General features: G+C 61.7%; 13 protein-coding genes. 8 read left to right on the plus strand and 5 right to left on the minus strand.

Going from position 1 to position 17,346, the window contains the following annotated elements; translation table 11 throughout:
• The first annotated feature begins 98 nt into the window (after positions 1–98).
• From ACOFKT_RS14995 to treZ, 3 genes are all read left to right on the plus strand, one after another.
• Entirely contained in the window at positions 99–2,051 is a 1,953-nt protein-coding gene (locus ACOFKT_RS14995; RefSeq protein ID WP_419804791.1) for a glycoside hydrolase family 15 protein, read from the plus strand.
• 187 nt (positions 2,052–2,238) lie between these two features.
• Positions 2,239–4,944, plus strand: coding sequence for a malto-oligosyltrehalose synthase (gene treY / locus ACOFKT_RS15000; protein WP_419804792.1), 2,706 nt, complete (start codon positions 2,239–2,241; stop codon positions 4,942–4,944).
• Positions 4,944–6,707, plus strand: coding sequence for a malto-oligosyltrehalose trehalohydrolase (treZ, locus tag ACOFKT_RS15005; protein ID WP_419804793.1), 1,764 nt, complete (start codon positions 4,944–4,946; stop codon positions 6,705–6,707). The genes treY and treZ overlap by 1 nt, the downstream gene beginning before the upstream one ends.
• Before the next feature lie 58 nt (positions 6,708–6,765).
• On the opposite strand, the gene ACOFKT_RS15010 is transcribed toward treZ, so the two are convergent.
• On the minus strand, positions 6,766–7,248 hold the full coding sequence (locus ACOFKT_RS15010) for a DUF1440 domain-containing protein (RefSeq protein WP_419804794.1): 483 nt from the start codon (positions 7,246–7,248) through the stop codon (positions 6,766–6,768).
• A gap of 148 nt (positions 7,249–7,396) precedes the next feature.
• Between ACOFKT_RS15010 and trxB the strand changes: the two genes are divergently transcribed.
• A complete protein-coding gene (gene trxB, locus ACOFKT_RS15015; protein WP_419804795.1) occupies positions 7,397–8,398 on the plus strand; it encodes a thioredoxin-disulfide reductase in 1,002 nt (333 codons plus the stop codon).
• A gap of 13 nt (positions 8,399–8,411) precedes the next feature.
• Here the strand turns inward: trxB and ACOFKT_RS15020 are convergent, their stop codons facing one another.
• Complete coding sequence (locus ACOFKT_RS15020; RefSeq protein WP_419804796.1) at positions 8,412–9,125, minus strand: hypothetical protein; 714 nt, start codon at positions 9,123–9,125, stop codon at positions 8,412–8,414.
• Between the two features lie 70 nt (positions 9,126–9,195).
• On the opposite strand from ACOFKT_RS15020, the gene ACOFKT_RS15025 reads away from it, so the two are divergent.
• The 3 genes from ACOFKT_RS15025 (at position 9,196) to ACOFKT_RS15035 (ending at position 10,936) form a co-directional block, all read left to right on the plus strand.
• On the plus strand, positions 9,196–9,702 hold the full coding sequence (locus ACOFKT_RS15025; RefSeq protein ID WP_419804797.1) for a DUF4188 domain-containing protein: 507 nt from the start codon (positions 9,196–9,198) through the stop codon (positions 9,700–9,702).
• A gap of 9 nt (positions 9,703–9,711) precedes the next feature.
• Entirely contained in the window at positions 9,712–10,443 is a 732-nt protein-coding gene (locus tag ACOFKT_RS15030; protein WP_419804798.1) for a YggS family pyridoxal phosphate-dependent enzyme, read from the plus strand.
• Between the two features lie 97 nt (positions 10,444–10,540).
• Positions 10,541–10,936, plus strand: a complete 396-nt coding sequence (locus tag ACOFKT_RS15035; protein WP_419804799.1) for a hypothetical protein — start codon at positions 10,541–10,543, stop codon at positions 10,934–10,936.
• A gap of 33 nt (positions 10,937–10,969) precedes the next feature.
• On the opposite strand, the gene ACOFKT_RS15040 is transcribed toward ACOFKT_RS15035, so the two are convergent.
• Positions 10,970–12,385: a class I SAM-dependent rRNA methyltransferase gene (locus ACOFKT_RS15040; RefSeq protein WP_419804800.1), complete on the minus strand. Its 1,416-nt coding sequence runs from the start codon at positions 12,383–12,385 to the stop codon at positions 10,970–10,972.
• Positions 12,386–12,520: 135 nt separating this feature from the next.
• Between ACOFKT_RS15040 and ACOFKT_RS15045 the strand changes: the two genes are divergently transcribed.
• Positions 12,521–13,783 carry a tagaturonate epimerase family protein gene (locus ACOFKT_RS15045; protein ID WP_419804801.1) on the plus strand — a complete coding sequence of 421 codons (1,263 nt, stop codon included), beginning with the start codon at positions 12,521–12,523 and terminating at the stop codon, positions 13,781–13,783.
• A 68-nt stretch (positions 13,784–13,851) separates the two neighbouring features.
• Here the strand turns inward: ACOFKT_RS15045 and ACOFKT_RS15050 are convergent, their stop codons facing one another.
• Together ACOFKT_RS15050 and ACOFKT_RS15055 are read right to left on the minus strand one after the other, a co-directional pair.
• The gene (locus ACOFKT_RS15050) at positions 13,852–14,643 is read right to left on the minus strand and encodes a hypothetical protein (RefSeq protein WP_419804802.1); all 792 of its coding nucleotides are present in this window, start codon (positions 14,641–14,643) and stop codon (positions 13,852–13,854) included.
• 124 nt (positions 14,644–14,767) lie between these two features.
• Positions 14,768–17,197, minus strand: a complete 2,430-nt coding sequence (locus ACOFKT_RS15055) for an ABC transporter permease (RefSeq protein ID WP_419804803.1) — start codon at positions 17,195–17,197, stop codon at positions 14,768–14,770.
• Positions 17,198–17,346: the final 149 nt, after the last annotated feature.

The following is a 17,346-nucleotide window of genomic DNA, read 5'->3' on the forward strand; positions in this document are numbered from 1 at the left end:
CTTTCCCACGGTGTCGCCGTGTTGTGTGCGCTGTGTGACGTAATGCGGCGTCCCCGCATCCGACTGGTAAGACACCGATCTGCGCACGAACAGATGAGATGCCGGTTTTGCGCGCCCTGACGCGGCCGGCTGAAGGACAGATTGACCGCATGAGTTTGCTGGACAGGATATTGCACAAAGCAGAGGGGCAACCGCCGCTGCAGGCTGCGCGCATTGAAGACTACGCCATGATCGGCGACCTGGAGACAGGTGCGCTGATCTGCAAAAACGGCTCACTGGACTGGCTGTGCTGGCCGACATTTTCAGACGGCGCTGTGTTTGCGGGGCTGCTGGGCACGTCAGACAACGGGTTCTTCCAGATTCGCCCGGCGAAGGACGAGGCGATCATCGGCGAGGACTGGCAGTACCGGCCAAAGACGCTGATCGTGGAGAAGACGTGGACCACGCTGGAAGGCGAGGTCCACGTCAGCGACTTTATGCCGCCGCGCGGCAAGAACAGCGACGTGGTGCGGATTGTGCGAGGCGTGCGCGGAGAGGTGAAGATGCGCATGCAGCTGACGATGCGCTTCGATTACGGGCGCACCGTGCCGTGGGTCACGATGAGAGATAACTGCCTGCGCGCGGTAAACGGGCCGCACCTGATTACGCTGCGTACGGCGGCGCCGGTGCACGGTGAAGGCCTGTGTACCGCCAGCGACTTCACAGTCCACGAGGGCGAAAGCATCTGCTTTGTGCTGAGTTACGGATCGTCGACCGGTGAAGATCCTGAAAATTTCGATGCTTATGACGCCTACAACGACACGGTGCAGTACTGGGAAGAGTGGATCGCAAAAAACACCTTTGACGGGAACGCGAAGTATCACGAGGCGGTCGAGCGATCGCTGATCACGCTGAAGGCGATGACGTATCAGCCCAGCGGCGGCCTGGTCGCGGCCATTACGACCGGACTGCCGGAGAAGATCGGCGGCGAACGGAACTGGGACTATCGCTACTGCTGGATCCGGGATGCCGCGTTCACCATTCTGGTGCTACTGCACTCCGGCTTCACAGAGGAGGCCATGGCATGGCGCGGCTGGCTCTTGCGCGCCATGGCGGGCACGCCGGACCAGTTCCGTGCGGTGTACGGCATCAAGGGCGAACAACTGCTGAACGAATGGGAGGCGGACTGGCTGCCCGGCTATGAGTATTCCAAGCCCGTGCGCATCGGCAACGCCGCCGTGGAGCAGGTGCAGCTTGATAACTACGGTGACCTGATCACAGCACTCACCCGGACGCCGGTCGGCGACCATGACATGTGGCGCAAAGACATTCGCAGCATGGCCGTGGGCCTGCTGGAACACCTGTCCCGCATCTGGCGTGAGCCGGACAGCGGCATCTGGGAGGTGCGTGGCGAACGCAAGCACTATGTCCACAGCAAGCTGATGGCCTGGGTCGCGTTTGACCGCGCCATTCACGCCTACGAATCGCACCAGGGGAGCGATCCGGACGCCGCAAAGTTCGCCGAGATCGTAGAGGGCTGGCGCCGGAACCGCGACGACCTGCGCGAAGACATTCTGGAACACGGCTTTGATCGGAAGCGCAACACGTTTGTGCAAAGCTACGGATCCGACCGGCTGGATGCCGCGACGCTGCGCATTCCATTGGTCGGATTTTTGCCGGGCGACGACCCGCGCGTGCTCGGCACCCTGCACGCGATCGAAGAGCATCTGCTGGTCGACGATCTTGTGCTGCGGTATGACACGGCGGGCGGCAAGGACGGCCTGCCCGCGGGCGAGGGCGCATTTCTGGCATGTTCGTTCTGGTATGCCGCCGGACTGCACATTGCAGGCCGCCGCGACGAGGCCGCAGCGTATTTCGACAAGCTGCTTGGGCTGCGCAACGAAGTCGGCCTGCTGGCGGAAGAGTACGACACCAAAAGCAGGCGCCAGCTCGGTAATTTTCCGCAGGCGCTGTCGCATTTGTCCCTGTGCCACACAGCCATGATCCTGGGGGATGCCAAAGGCCCGTGGAACGGTCACATGTACCCGGACAGTCCGGAAGCCGCGAAGTAGGCCGTGCCATATGAAAGTAGGCCGCGCCACTTGGCGGCATCTGACGGGTGGGGCGCTGTGAGTGCAACCTGCCTGCGGGCGGCTGCACCTAACCGCTCTGAAGCAAATCTTGAATGCATGAACAGGCGGCGCTTGCTGCCATAGCAGCCGCGTCCTTCGGCGGGCGCTTCCAAGGACAGTCACATCCATGACTCGAATCCCCCGCTCCACGTATCGCCTGCAACTGCACAAAGACTTCACCTTTGACGATGCGAGCGCGATCGCGCCGTATCTTCGCGACCTGGGCATCTCGCATGTGTACAGCTCGCCGTATCTGCAGGCCGGGCCGGGATCGATGCACGGTTATGACGTGGTGGACCACCATCGCGTGAACCGTGAACTGGGCGGCGCGGAGGCGCATGAGCGGTTCAGCAAACGCCTGGGCGAACTGCACCTGGGCCAAGTGCTGGATATTGTGCCCAACCACATGAGCGTGCACCGCGAGAACCGCATGTGGTGGGACGTGCTGGAGAACGGGCCGTCGAGCCGCTTTGCAACGTTCTTTGACATCGATTGGAACTCCGCGGAAGAGAAGCTGCGTGACCGGGTGCTGATGCCGGTGCTGGGCGACCAGTATGGCCGCGTGCTGGCGCGTGGCGAAATCAAGTTGGCGCGCGAGGGTGAGAGCTTTCTGGTCAAGTATGGCGAGCAGGCGTTCCCCATGGCGCCGCGCTCAGTAGCGTGGCCGCTGGGCCGAGGCGCGGCACTGGCGCCGAGCGATGAGTTGAATTTTCTTGCCGCTTCGTTTGCGCGATTGCCCGCACCGGAGTCCACGGAACGCGAGGTACAGCTTTCGCGCAACCGCGACAAGGTGGTGCTGCAAAAGCTGCTGAAGCGCCTGTGTGAGCAGGAGCCACGCGCCTGCATCGCCATCGACGAAGCCATGGACGAGATCAATGGCAACATCGATTCACTCGATGAGATCCTGGGGCAGCAGAACTTCCGGCTCGCCTATTGGAAGACGAGCGATCAGGAGCTTGGCTATCGCCGCTTTTTCGACGTGAACTCGCTCATCGGTCTGCGCATGGAACGCGAGTACGTCTTTGACGAGACGCACGAGCTGATTCTGTACTGGTTGGAAAAGGGAGTGCTCGACGGCATCCGCATCGACCATCCAGACGGGCTCCGCGATCCCCGGCAGTATCTGGACCGGCTGCGCGCGAAGGCGAAGGATGCGTACATTGTGGTCGAGAAAATTCTGGAGCCCGGCGAGTGGCTGCGGACCGAATGGCCCGTGGAAGGGACCAGCGGCTACGACTTTCTGAACGTGTGCAATGCTCTGCTGGTGAAGCCGGAGGGTATGGAAGCGCTGACCGCGATTTACCGCGACTTCACCGGCCAGCCGATCGACTTCAACGACATCACATTTGAGAAGAAGACCAACGTTGCCAAGGAGACGCTGGCCAGCGACGTGAACCGGCTGGCGAATATCTTTGTGCAGATTTGTGAGTCAAACCGCGACTTCCGTGACTTCACGCGGGCCGATATCCGTCGTGCGATTCGGACTGCTGCGGCCTGCTTCCACGTGTACCGCACCTATGTCGTGGCGTCGCGCGACGAGATCTGCGAGGACGACCGCGCGCACATCCGCGAGGCGCTGCGCGAAGCGGCGGAGCGCAAGCCCGACATCGATCCCTGCCTGTTCGGCTTTATGGGTGACGTGTTGACGCTGAAAATTACGGGAACGCGCGAGGCGGAGTTCGTGGCGCGGTTCCAGCAGTTCACCTCGCCGGTGATGGCCAAGGGCGTGGAGGACACGGCGTTCTATGACTACGACCGGCTGACCAGCTTGAATGAGGTCGGCGGCGATCCGTCCAGAAACGGCCTGTCGCTTGCGGAGTTTCACGATTACAACGCGCACATGCAGCGCACGTTTCCGCTAACCATGACCACATTGAGCACGCATGACACCAAGCGTGCCGATGACGTGCGCGCGCGTCTGGCGGTGCTCAGCGAAATTCCGGATCACTGGTCGCTGCAGCTCGAGCAGTGGTCGGAGGCAAATCGCGACCTGCACAGCGGCAACTACCCCGACCCGAACACCGAGTATTTTCTGTACCAGTCGATGATCGGTGCGTGGCCGATTGATGCGGAGCGCACGAAGGCCTACATGCAGAAGGCCATGAACGAAGCCAAGCTGGAAACAAGCTGGACCAGCAAGAACGAAGTGTACGAAAAGGCAGTGAACGGTTTCATTGACGGCCTGTTCGCACGTCCGGCGTTCCTGCGCTCGTTAGAGGAGTTTGTCGACGGGATCAACCGCAGCGGCCGCGTGAACTCTCTGACCCAGACGCTGCTGAAGTGCATCTCGCCGGGCATGCCGGACCTGTACCAGGGTGGCGAGCTGTGGGACCACTCGCTGGTGGATCCGGATAACCGCCGGCCGGTGGATTACCAGTGCCGGACGAAGCTGCTGAAGGAGTTGCAGCAGATTTCGGCGGAGCAGTTTGTGCAGGAGTTGGAGCCGCGGTTTGAGGATGGCTCGCCGAAGCTGTGGGTGATCTATCAGGCGCTGCAACTGCGCAACGAGCAGCCGCAAAGTTTCGGTGCCGATGCAGCGTACACGCCGCTGCTGGCGGAAGGTCCCGCCGCGGACCACGTCGCTGCGTTCTCGCGCGGCAGCGACGTGATCGCGATTGGTCAGCGGTTTCCGCAGACTCTGCATGGCAACTGGCAGGAGACCATGCTGGAACTGCCGGGCGGCACCTGGACAGACCGCCTGAGCGGAGCCCGGCACCCTGGTGGCCGCATCCCGCTCGCTACGTTGCTGCAATCATTTCCTGTAGCACTGCTGGTTCACGAAGCGGCCACCACGACGAACGCGGCCCCAGAGCCGCCGAAAGGCAAGCACTAATGCATCATTTTTCCGTTTGGGCGCCACGGCGCAAGAAGGTGTCTGTTGTTGTCGACAACAACACCTACCCGATGCAGGGACCGTCGCAGCGCGGCTTTTGGATAGCGGATGTGGAAAGCGCCGGGCATGGCAGCGACTATGCGTTTTTGCTGGATGACGATACGACGCCTTACCCGGACCCACGCTCGTTCTGGCAGCCGAAGGATGTGCATTCGTTCTCGCGCGTGCTGGACCAAGGCAAGTTCTCCTGGCAGGATGAAAAGTTTCGCGCGGTTCCGCTGCCCTCGGCTGTGGTGTACGAGATGCACGTGGGCACGTTTACCCCGGGCGGCACGCTGGACTCCGCGATTGAAAAGCTGGACTACCTGTGTGAGCTCGGCATCACGCACATTGAGCTGCTACCCATCGCGTCGTATGAGGGCAACTTCAGTTGGGGCTACGACGGCGTGGCACCGTATGCGCCGGATGAGACCGTGGGCGGCCCCGAGGCGGTAAAGCGCTTTGTAAACGCGTGCCACTGCAAGGGTCTGGCGGTGATCCTGGACGTGGTTTACAACCACTTCGGGCCGGCCGGGAACTACACGGGGCAGTTCGGCCCGTACTACACGGAGAAGCACAAGACGCCGTGGGGCGCGGCCATCAACTTCGAAGAGGGCGGCAGCGATCAGGTGCGGCGCTACTTCTTCGATAACGCGCTGATGTGGTTGCGTGATTACCACTTCGACGGCCTGCGGCTGGATGCAACGCACGAACTGATCGATCGCTCGGCGATGCATTTCCTGGAACAGCTATCGCGTGAGGTGGAGGATTTGTCCGCATCGGTAGGCCGCAGTCTGTTCCTGATCGCTGAAAACGATCTGAACGATCCGCGCATCGTGACGCCGCGCGAGGCCAACGGCTACGGCATGGACGCGCAGTGGAGCGACGACTTTCACCACGCGCTGTTCTCCATCCTCGCCGATGAGCAGGTCGGTTACTTCCGCGACTTCGGCGAGATCTGCCAGCTGGCTTACACCCTGAAGCACGTATTTCTGTATGACGGGCGCTACTCGCGCTACCGGCACCATTATCATGGCCGGCCGGTCGTAAACCTGAGCTATCACAAGTACCTTGGCTTTATTCAGAATCACGATCAGATCGGCAATCGCGCCAAGGGCGAACGCATGGAGATGATTGTGGGCATGCGCAAGGCGAAGCTTGCCGCGGGTGTTGTGTTTACTGCGCCCTTTGTGCCGATGATCTTTATGGGTGAGGAATGGGCCGCGGGCACGCCGTGGATGTACTTCGCGGATTTCCAGGAGCCGGAATTGCGCAAGGCCGTGAGCGAGGGCCGCAAGAAGGACTTCGCGCACTTCGGCTTTGGCGACAATGTCCCCAACCCGGAAGATCCGAAGACCTTTGAAGCCTCAAAGCTGCAATGGGGCGAGTTGGAAACACCCGAGCACCACGAGATGTACCGCTGGTACCGCGACCTGATTCACCTGCGCAAAAAGACGCTATCGCTGAACCTGGGCGATATGTCGCGCATGGAAGTGGAGTGCAGCGAGGAGGGCCGCTGGATTCGGACGGATCGCGGCGATGTCAGGACCTGCATGAACTTCGCGGACACGCCCACGGATTTCGCAATGCCGGCCGGTGCGGATCTGCTGCTGTCGAGCGCGGAAGCACCATCGCGCGAAGAGGGTGGCGTCCGGGTGCCGGCAATGAGCATGGCGATTTACCGCACGCCGGCACGGGCCATGTCGGTGGAACCACCGCAGTAAGCTGCGGACGAAACATAAGGGCGGCCAGTCGGCCGCCCTTTGTTGTTGCGCGGTGAGATCAAAGCGCCTTCCGCACGATCTTGCGAACTGTCTCCGCGACCACGCCATAAACCACGTGCGTGACCATTTCGCTGCGTTGTTCGCGCGGCTGCTGCTCCTTGGGCGGGGCGGAAAGGCCGAGCGCCGGCAGAGCGCCCTCATGCGCGAACGCCATCAGGGTCATGCCGAAGGTGATGCCGTTCTTCGCGGTAACTTGCGGGTACACCTCCGCGATCACGCCGTACGCCGCACCGGCCAACGCACCGAAACCCCAGTGCACGCCTTCGCTTTCCACCTTTTTGCTGGGGGTCTGTTTGGTGTCACCGCCCAGCTTCTCGACGGCAATGTCGGTGGGCTCGCGCTCACCGTGCGTGCGCGGCGGGTAGACGCTTTCAGCCAGCGTTTTGGCGCCGGTGGCGATCAGGCCGCCGACCAGACCGGCGATGGCGCCCTTGAGCAGGCTGTGCGTAGGATGTGTGAGCTGGTGCGGTTCTTTGGCCATAACAGCACATCGGACGCCGCCGGGACGCCGTAGGTGGCTTGCTGCCGCGATGCGGCGGCCCGCTCCTGCATCTTTTTGCCGTGGCCGCGCATTTAGAATGAAGGCTCCGGCCTTTCCGCGGCGACTTTGCCGCCGGCCGCACACATTCATGGCAGACACGCAGGCAACACCCACACACAGCGGCAGCAATGCCGCGGACGATTCGAACGGCATCCGCGATACGGTCATCCTCGGCTCCGGATGCAGCGGCCTGACCGCGGCGATTTACACCGCGCGCGCGAACCTGAAACCGCTGGTGATCGAGGGCCACGAGCCCGGCGGCCAGCTCAGCATCACCACCATGGTTGAGAACTTCCCCGGCTGGCCCGACGGCGTACAGGGCCCTGAGCTGGTTGAGAACATGCGCAAGCAGGCCGAGAAATTCGGCGCCGAGCTCCAGATGGGTCACCTGGTCGCGGCCGACCTGCACAAGTCGCCGATCGAACTCGACTTTGGCTCAAAGAAGGTGAGGACGCGCACGCTGATCGTAGCCAGCGGAGCGAGTGCGCGGTGGCTGGGCCTGCCCAGCGAACAGGCACTGATCGGGCACGGCGTTTCATCGTGCGCCACATGCGACGGCTTTTTCTTCATGGACAAGACCATCTGCGTGATCGGCGGCGGCGATTCCGCAATGGAAGAGGCGATGTTCCTGACTCGCTTTGCCACCAAGGTGTACCTGATTCATCGCTCGGGCAGCTTTCGCGCTTCCAAGATCATGCTGGAGCGCGCCATGGCGCACCCCAGCATCGAGTTCCTGACCAATACCGTGGTGGAGGAAGTGCTTGGGGTTGCAGAGAAGGAAGTGCGTGGCATCCGCATTCGCAACACCGAGTCGGGCGAGGTGCGCAAGATTGAGCTGCAGGGCTTCTTTCTTGGCATCGGCCACATTCCCAATGCCAAGTTCTTCCAGGGCCAGATGGACCTGGACGAGGATGGCTACATTCTGAGCACGGAGAACGTCTTTACAACGCGCAACGGGCAGAAGATACCGGGTGTGTTCTGCTCCGGCGATGTGCAGGACCGGCGCTACCGGCAGGCCATTACCGCGGCAGGCACGGGCTGCATGGCGGCGCTGGAAGTGGAAAAGTATTTGGAAGAGCACGGGCGGTAATGCGACAGCATTTTCAGTCGCTATTTTCGAAGGTCGCAAGGATTCGGTCTACATGTCGGCTGATGTCCCTTGTACGTTCGAGGAAGCGGATTAGGCGTTCGCCAAATGTATCTCCACGAGCGTGGATCATGCGTGCTTCGACATCCAAGTTGCGCGATGATTGTCGTCCATCCGGAACAGCCAGAATTTGTAGTTGGTGAGTACCAAGGGCTACATCTTTGCATTCGACGATGAATAGGGCGGCTCCAGTTCCGCAAATTTGAGACCAGACGAAATTTGTAGTTTCATCCCGCGCGACTTGCATCGGGGCAGTTTGTGCATATTGAGCTTCTTTGACGGTCGGATACAAGTCATCGCCCTTGAACTCGAATTTCGAAGAGACTTGAGTTACCCAAGCGGCTACACCTGTCGCCGGACCCTGGCCAATGTTTGTGATATCTAGAGTGAGATCGTAGTAACCGTCCATCGTAACCTTAGCGATGGCATTCGCAAGATCGCGCTTTTCTTTACCATCACTGTCGGTGAGAGTGCGCTGCGACGGCTTAACTTGTTGTTTAGAAACACTAAGCACAGGTGTGAACGACGCTCTACGCATCTCCGTCTGAAGCAGTCTCATTTTGCGTGTGTCTAGCACGTAGGCGAAAAGGCCAAGCAGCCCAGCAGCCGCTATCAACGCTTGAGCACCAACCCAAAACACTTCCGAGTGGCCGAGAAAGGTATCTTGCACGCGGTCAGCGTACCACTTGTAGCATGACCAGAGACGGAACGGACTGGTTCATCCCGGCTTACCATATCGCATGGCTTCGATTCAGGCAGGGCGCTTCGCGGCAAAGATCGATGGCGACTTCGTTGTCTTTTATATCGGCATGCGCATCAACCAGTTGCGGGCCGTACACAAGTGGTTGCCGGTCGCAATGGCGATGCCGCGCATGCTGAAGGAATTACTCGCACATCCGGAGCTCGGCTTGCTGCACGCCGAACCCGCGCTGGCGTGGCGCACGCCGGCGCTGATCCAGTACTGGCGCAGCTTTGACCATCTGCACGCGTATGCGCACGCCCGCGACAAGGCGCACCTGCCGGCGTGGGCCGCGTTCAACAAGGCCGCGCGTGACAACAGTGCGGTGGGCATCTTTCACGAGACGTACCTGATTCAAGCCGGCAGCTACGAGAGCATTTATGCCGCGATGCCGCCCTTTGGCCTGGGCAAGGCAGGCGAACTGGTGCCTGCGGTGGGCAGCATGCATGACGCGGCGCAGCGCATCGGCCGCGAGGTGCGTGCTGGTTCCAACGCTCCGAGCGAATAAGCTGGAACTATGTCGATTGCGGAAAATCTGGAGCGGGTGCGGCGCGAAGTGGATCAGGCGTGTGAGCGTGCCGGGCGCGACCCGGGCAGCGTGCGGATCATGGCGGTGAGCAAAACGCACGGGCCGAAGCTGTTTGCGGAGGCGTTTCGCGCCGGGCAGCGCCTCTTTGGCGAATCGCGCGTGCAGGAGTGGGAGCACAAGCGCGAGCAGTTGCACAGCCTCTTGGGTGAGGACGTGGGCGAGATCGACATGCACCTGATCGGCAACCTGCAGAACAACAAGACAAGCAAGGCGGCGTGGCTTTACAGCGCGGTGGACGCGGTGGACACGATCAAAGTCGCGGAGCGGCTGAACGCGCCGTGTGCGCAGGCGGGCAAGGTCCTGCCGGTATTGATTGAGGTGAAGCTAAGCGAGGAGGCGTCGAAGCACGGCGTGGACCCCTATGCGGTGTCAGGCCTGGTGCGGCGGATTCATGAGGAGCTGGAAGGGCTGGAGGTGCGCGGCCTGATGACCGTGCCGCCCTACAGCGATGATGCCGAGGAAGCGCGGCCATACTTCCGGCACCTATGCGAGATTCGCGATGAAGCGCAGCAGGCTACCGGCGTCGCGCTGCCCGAGTTGAGCATGGGCATGACGCACGACTTCGCGGTCGCGATCGCGGAAGGCTCGACCTGCGTGCGGATCGGTACGGCGATCTTTGGACTGCGGGAATACGCGACCACGCCGCAGGAAGAGGCTTAGGAAACTTGGACGGACCGCCGGTGTGCGTGATACGTGCACCGGCCAAAGACGGAAGAGCACGGAACAACTCGCGCCGCACGCCCGCATTCCAATGCGGATGCCACATCTCGCCTGGTCGCGCTTTGCCCTTCCCGTCCTTATCACCAGTCTGGTGCTGCCCATGGCGGGATGCAAATTTCTTGCGAAGCGTATGGCCGACCAGGTGAATGCCGACCCAAACGCAAGGCCAAAGATCGTCGAAGCCGCGAAGTCCGGCTGCCTGAAGTCTTCGCACGACGCGTTCCCGCAGATGGCAAACCGCGAGGCGATCATCGTCGATTACTGCAAGTGCTTCTCCGAACGGGGACTGAATAACTTCAGCAATGCCGAGCTTGCCGAGATTGGCTTGCGCCCCGGCCATGCGTTGACTGCCGAGCAGAACAAGAAGCTGGATGCAGCGGGCGACATGTGCATGACAGAGGCGAACAACAAGGCGGCCGCACCCGTCCAATAGCAGCCGCGACTGATCGCTCCCTCGCGAGAGTTCTCAGTCCACGGCCAGAATCAGGCACTTCAGATAGCGCGTCTCCGGTAGCGTGAGCACCTCGGGGTGGTCGGGAGCGGCGGCCCGTGTTTCCAGCAGGCGCACGTGGCGGCCTGCGTCGGCCGCGGCGGAGCGGATCGCTTCCGTGAAGTCGGCCAGCGCAATGTGGTGCGAGCAGGAGCAGGTGACGAGCGTGCCGCCGGGGTTGAGCATGCGCAGGGCGCGCAGGTTCAGCTCCTTGTAACCGCGCAGTGCGCCCTCAACCGCGCGCCTGGATTTGGCAAAGGCCGGCGGATCGAGCACGACGGTGTCAAAGCGCTCGCCGGTGCTGTCGTAATGGCGCAGCAGTTCAAAGGCGTCCGCCTCAATCAATTCGAGTGGAGCGAGTGCGTGTGCCTCCGCGTTCTCTGCATAGTTGCGTTCCGCAACCTGAAGCGCGGCGCGGCTCTGGTCGACGGCGGTGACGTGGTTGCAGCGTTGCGCCCCACCGCGGGCCAGGTGCAACGCAAAGCCGCCCTGGTAGGTACACACATCCAGCCCGCGCCCACGGGCGTGGTGCGCCGCCGCGGCATAGTTCAGGCGCTGATCGAGAAAAGCACCGGTTTTCTGCCCGCTGTTGGCGTCGTAGTGAAAGCAGAGGCCGTTCAGCGTGAAGGTGGTCGTGAGCGGGTCGTCTTGCCGTGCGGCGAAGAGGGGCTTCTCCGGTGCCGGTGCGATCTGCTCAAGCTCGCGGATGCGCGGGTCGGGCCGTTCGACGACGGCGCGAATACCCTGCGTCGCCAGCTCGGCGGCGAGCACCTCGCGCACATCGTCCTGGGCCGTGCCCTGCGAGAGCAATTGCAGGATGACAAGGTCGTTGTAGCGGTCAGCGAGGATGCCAGGCAGGTTGTCGGCCTCGGCAAAAATAAGCCGGAGCGAGTCGGTCGTGCCGCCTTCGCCGCTTCCGCCGGCAGCGATCATGGGTGCGCGCAGGGCCAGGGCGCGCCGCACACGTTCGCGAACGGCGTCCAGATACTCGCCACGCGACAGGCGCGCTTCCCCGCTCACCAGCCGCAGCGTCAGTTCGGAGGTGCTGCTGAACAGCGCCGAGCCGAGCGGGATGCGGCGCGCGTCCAGCACGGTAAGCAGGGAGCCAGACGCGATTTCCGCGTGCCCCAGCGCCGGAATGAGCAACTCGACTTCTGATCGGTACACCCACAGGTGCCCGGCGCGCAGGCGGTCCGCGGCGCGGCGGCTGATCGTGGCTGCCGGTCCGGCTTCGTCGGCCTCGGCATACGGCAGAGGATGATTTTTGCCGGCGTTTGCCTTGCCTGCATTGGCCGTGACACTGCCGCCGCGCTGGGGCGGACGCCGGGCAGCCTGCATGGGTTGGTGCCTGGTTTTGCTGTCGTGGCTGGCCATGTGTTCATTGTCGCGCACGCGGCGGATGGACCGTTGGGCGTCCGTCGCACGGAGCAACCGGGATGCGCTACACTTCCCTCGCACACTGAAACGTTTTGATTCGGCCCGATGCAGATGCCGCCGTACGCTTTCGTGCAGGAGACCACCAGACCAATGCAGCTTCCCAAGTTTTCCTTCGGCATGGGCGACCGTTTCGCGCACCAGGCAAAGGCACAGCTCGAGGCGTGCCTGCTGGCCGCCCAGCAGGGCGCGGACGTGACGCCCGTTTGGAACAAGTCGAACCGCGAGCACCTGATCATCGGATCGGAGCCGGCAGGCACGCGCGCCGCCGCCGCCGCCGCGGTGCAGCAGTTGAGCTGGACGAAACCGTACTTCCTGGACGCCGACCACATTAACCTGAAGACCTTTGACCGCTTCGTCGCGCCGTGTGACTTCTTCACCATCGACGTCGCCGATAACATCGGGCAGAAGAGCGACGAGGCGGAGATCGCCAGGTTCGTCGAGCGCCACCCGGAGCTGATCGGCGAAATTACGATCCCGCGCATCGATCAGCCCTTTCGCACGGACAAGGCGTTCGTGGAGAAGACGGCGAAGCAGTTCCTGGCCGCCGTGCAGCACGCGGGCGAGATTTATCGCGCCATCGCGCTGAGCAAAGGCAATGAGGATTTCGTCGCTGAGATCAGCATGGACGAGACCGATTCGCCGCAGACGCCGGTGGAACTTCTGATCATTCTGGCTGCGATCAGCGACGAAACGGTGCCCATTCAAACGATCGCGCCGAAGTTCACCGGCCGCTTCAACAAGGGCGTGGATTACGTGGGCGACGTGAAGCAGTTCGCGAAGGAGTTCCGCGAGGACCTGGCGACGATCGCGTATGCGGTTGAGAAATACAGCCTGCCCAAGAATCTGAAGCTGAGCGTTCACTCGGGTTCGGACAAGTATTCCATCTACGCCGCCATTCGCGAGGGCCTGCAGGCATTCGATGCGGGCGTACACGTGAAGACCGCGGGCACCACGTGGCTGGAAGAGGTCATCGGCCTGGCCGAGGCGGGCGGCGACGGCCTTGCGCTGGCGAAGGAGATCTACGCCGAGGCGTACGCGCACGCCGACGAGCTGTGCGCGCCCTATGCGACGGTGATCGACATCCACAAGGACAATCTGCCCACGCCGGCAACGGTGAACGGTTGGACGAGCGAGCAGTTCGTGCAGGCATTGCAGCACCGCTCACCGGCGGAGGGCGGTGACCTCCCGGAGTACAACCCGGATCTACGGCAGTTGCTGCACGTGGGCTTCAAAGTGGCGGCGAAGATGGGCACCCGCTACACCGACGCACTGGAGGCCAACAAGGAGGTCGTTGCGCGCAACGTGACCAAAAACCTGTTTGAGCGCCACGTGAAGCCGATTTTCCTTGGCTGATGGTGCGTGCCCGTCACGGTACACGCACATTGCGAACGTTCCGGCTTGCGGAGAGCCTTCGGAAGCGTTTACTGCCACACGGGATCGATCAACTCCGTCCTCAGCGTTGGGCCGCCAAGGTAGAGGGGATTCTCGGACTTCAGGAAGGCCGGAACCTGCTTTCCGCTGACCCATGCGACAGCGTCGGCAGGCTCTTTCCCGATCATCGGCGCGACCAGGCCGGCAAAGCCGCCAATGTCGATGTGGATCCTGTACCGCTCCGCCGTATTGCGCAGCCCCGCGCTTGTGAAGTGGTCGATGCCGTCCTCTTTAATCGAGAGATGGACGAGTCTCGGCTTGGGAGTGGCGGCCAGGTAGGAGAGTTTGACCTCAGGACCTGTTGGCGGCAGGTTCTTCACCAGGACCAAAAGAATGCCATTGGAAAGATCGTCCGGCAGATCCATGTGGCTCACATCCACCTTTGGCTTGCCATCTTCCGTGTAACGGACGGTGACCTCGCCGGTCTTGACCTCGATGGTTACGTCCGTGGGTTTTGGAAAGCTCGGACCTTTCTGCACATGATGATCGCGCAAGAGATGGAAATGCCCGTTTTGGGTGAACACCGCGGTCTCGTCGTCGATCGAGCCATCCTTGAACCGGTAGACCAGGCGAGACGTGAGCTGGCCACGCCGAACACTCTGCACCAGATCGCCCGATGCGAGCAGCTTTCCCTGAAGGGAACGCAGCGCCAGAAAGCCATGCACAGAGCCCTCTGGAAAGCGCACCTGTACCGGTTCTGCAAGGCAAGGCAATGCGAGCAGGAAGGACGCACAGAGCATCGCTGCGAGCTTGGACCGGAGAAACAACGCTTTGAGAGGCATTGTTCCTTAGGATGCGCGCTTTACGACTCACCCCAACAAAACTCGATGGACCTGCAAAATAAACCGGGGCTTCTATGTGCGATGAACGACGACACGCAGCCTTCGGTTCGAACTGTCGCGAGCTCTATTCGGTGCGCAAGGAATCCATCGGATCGAGCGTGGCTGCCCTGTGAGCCGGGAGCAGGCCGGCTGCGAGCGAGCAGAACAGGACAAGCAGAGCTACGCCGGCCAGCGTAGCCGGGTCGTAGGCGCTCACCTGGAAAAGCATGGAGCGCAATACCTTGGCCGTTCCAACGGCGAGCAGAAGCCCGGTGATCACACCGGCCATGCTGAGCAGCGTGGCTTCGCGCAGGATGAGCTGATAAATCGTCATGCGCGGCGAGCCCAGAGCCATGCGAATACCGATCTCGCGTGTGCGTAGCGACACGGAATACATCACCACTCCGTACAAACCGATCGCGCACAGGACCAGCGCGGTGAGTGCGAACGCACCGACCAGCCAAGCGGCTGCGCGATGCACAGTGGAACTCTGCGAATCATGAATCATGTCGTCCATGGTGACTTCGTCTGAGACTCCAAGATCGCGGCTCACACTGTGGACTGCGGTCACAAGCTGAGGCAGCATGGCAGCTTCCGCGCCAGCTACGCGCACGGCGTATTCCGTACCGGAGTCCACCTGTTGGTAAGCAGGCTCATACTCAGCCGGCCACACATCGTCGTCCGGCGCGCCCTCATGCAAATTCTCCACCACGCCCACAATCAGGCGTAGTGACGCGGGCGAAAGATCGGTGTCGCCAAACTGCTTTCCAAGTGGGTCTTCACCCGGGTAGTACTGCTCAGCGAGCTTGCGATTAATAATGACCAGGCGCTGCTTGCCCAGCGTATCGTCGCCGGTGAAAGCGCGCCCCTGCAGCATCTTCACGCCAAGCGTGTCAAAGTATGCGGGGGACGCCGTGCGCTGGTTCACCTCGTTGTGTTTGCCGTTGTAGGGCTTGCCCACAAAGCGGATCCAATCGGTGTTGCCGTTGTAAACGGCGGGCAATTGTTGGCCAAATGCGACGGAAGTTACGCCGGGAATACGGCGGAATCGCTCGGCAACCTGCTGCTGTATCGCGAGCTTGTCCGCGTCGGTCTTGAAGACAGCGCTGGGCGTTGTCACGCGCAGTGTCGCCAGGTGGTCCGTCCTGAAACCCATATCGACGTGCAGCATGCGGAACAGACTGCGCGAGAGCAGACCCGCGCTCACCAGCAGCACCACAGCCGTAGCTACCTCAAGCACCACAATCTGTGATCCAACCCGGCGCCAACTCAGGCTTCCGCTGCCGTTGCTGCCGTCCACCAGTGACGATTGCAACTTGCTGAAGGAAAGGCGCAGCAGTGGAACACAGGCGAAGACGAAGGCGACAAGCAATACTTCCGCCGCAACAAAGAGCAGTGTGTTCCGGCTAAGTCTTACTTCCGCCAGGAACGGCATACGGTCGCGCATGTCCTTAGGGATAAGAACGAAGAGCAATCGCACGATGCTCATCGCGCTCAGCAGACCTCCGGTCGCTCCAGCCAGCACCAGCGTGAAGCTTTCCACCACGAACTGCCGCACAAGGCGTGCGCGCGTGGCGCCTAAAGCACCGCGCAAAGCGATCTCGCGGCTTCGGTGTTCCGACCGGCCCAGCAGGAGGCTTGCCACATTCAAGCTGCCGATTGCGAAAAGCAAAACGGCCCCGCCCAGCAGCGTGTACAGCGTCGGACGTAGCTCGCCAACAACTTCCTCCGCCAGCGGCATGGCCATGCCGCCCTGGCCCAGGTTACTCGCGGGATAGAGTTTCTCCAGCCGCGCTGCGATGCTCTTTACCTCCTGGTCAGCCTGCGCGACACTCACGCCATCTTTTAGTCGAGCTACCCCGCGCAGGCTGTGACAGGTGCGCCGCGCTTCGCAGCCACCCGCATCCGGACGCAACGCCGTGAGTATCTGTAAACGTCCGCGTGGTGCGAACTGAAAGCCTTGCGGCAAGATGCCGATCACCTCGTGGGGTTCACCATCCAGCCGAATGGTTTTGCCCACAAGTTCGGCATCACCACCGTACTGCTGCTGCCACACCCCATACGTGAGCATGGCGACTTTACCCGCGCCAGGCAGGTTATCGGCTGGTTGAAAGTCTCGTCCAAGTGCAGGAGCAAGGCGAAGGGTTTGCAGAAAATTCGCACTGACGCGAATTGCGGGGCTGGCCACGATGCCGTCGCCATTCTGTAGCAGGTACCCGGCATAGCGCCAAACGGCAAAAGAACTGAAGCTGCGGGCAGAGCGCTGCCAATCCTGGTAGTCCTGCCAGGAAAGATTTGCAGGCCCCATGCGCTCGACAGTCTCTGTCGTCCACACAAGCTGTTGCGGGTCAGGGTAGGGCAGCGGCCGGATCAAGGCCGCATCCACAAAGGCAAAAATGGCCGCGCTGGCGCCAAACCCGAGCGCAAGCATAAGCATGACGGTAGCAGTGAAGCCGGGCCGGGAGCGCAGCTGACGAAAGGCGAAGCGGGCGTCCTGTAGCGTTTCGTCGAACATGCGTGTCCCCTTGAACGTTGAAGAATGCACGTCAGCGGCCAAACGTCAGCGGAACGCAAACGCTTGTTTTGAAAGAGTGTGCGCGGCAATGGCAGAAAACGAGAGCATCAACACTGTTCGGAACCGAACATCCCCTCGCGAAGCCGGAC

Source organism: Terriglobus sp., assembly GCF_965201105.1.
Lineage (GTDB): Bacteria > Acidobacteriota > Terriglobia > Terriglobales > Acidobacteriaceae > Terriglobus.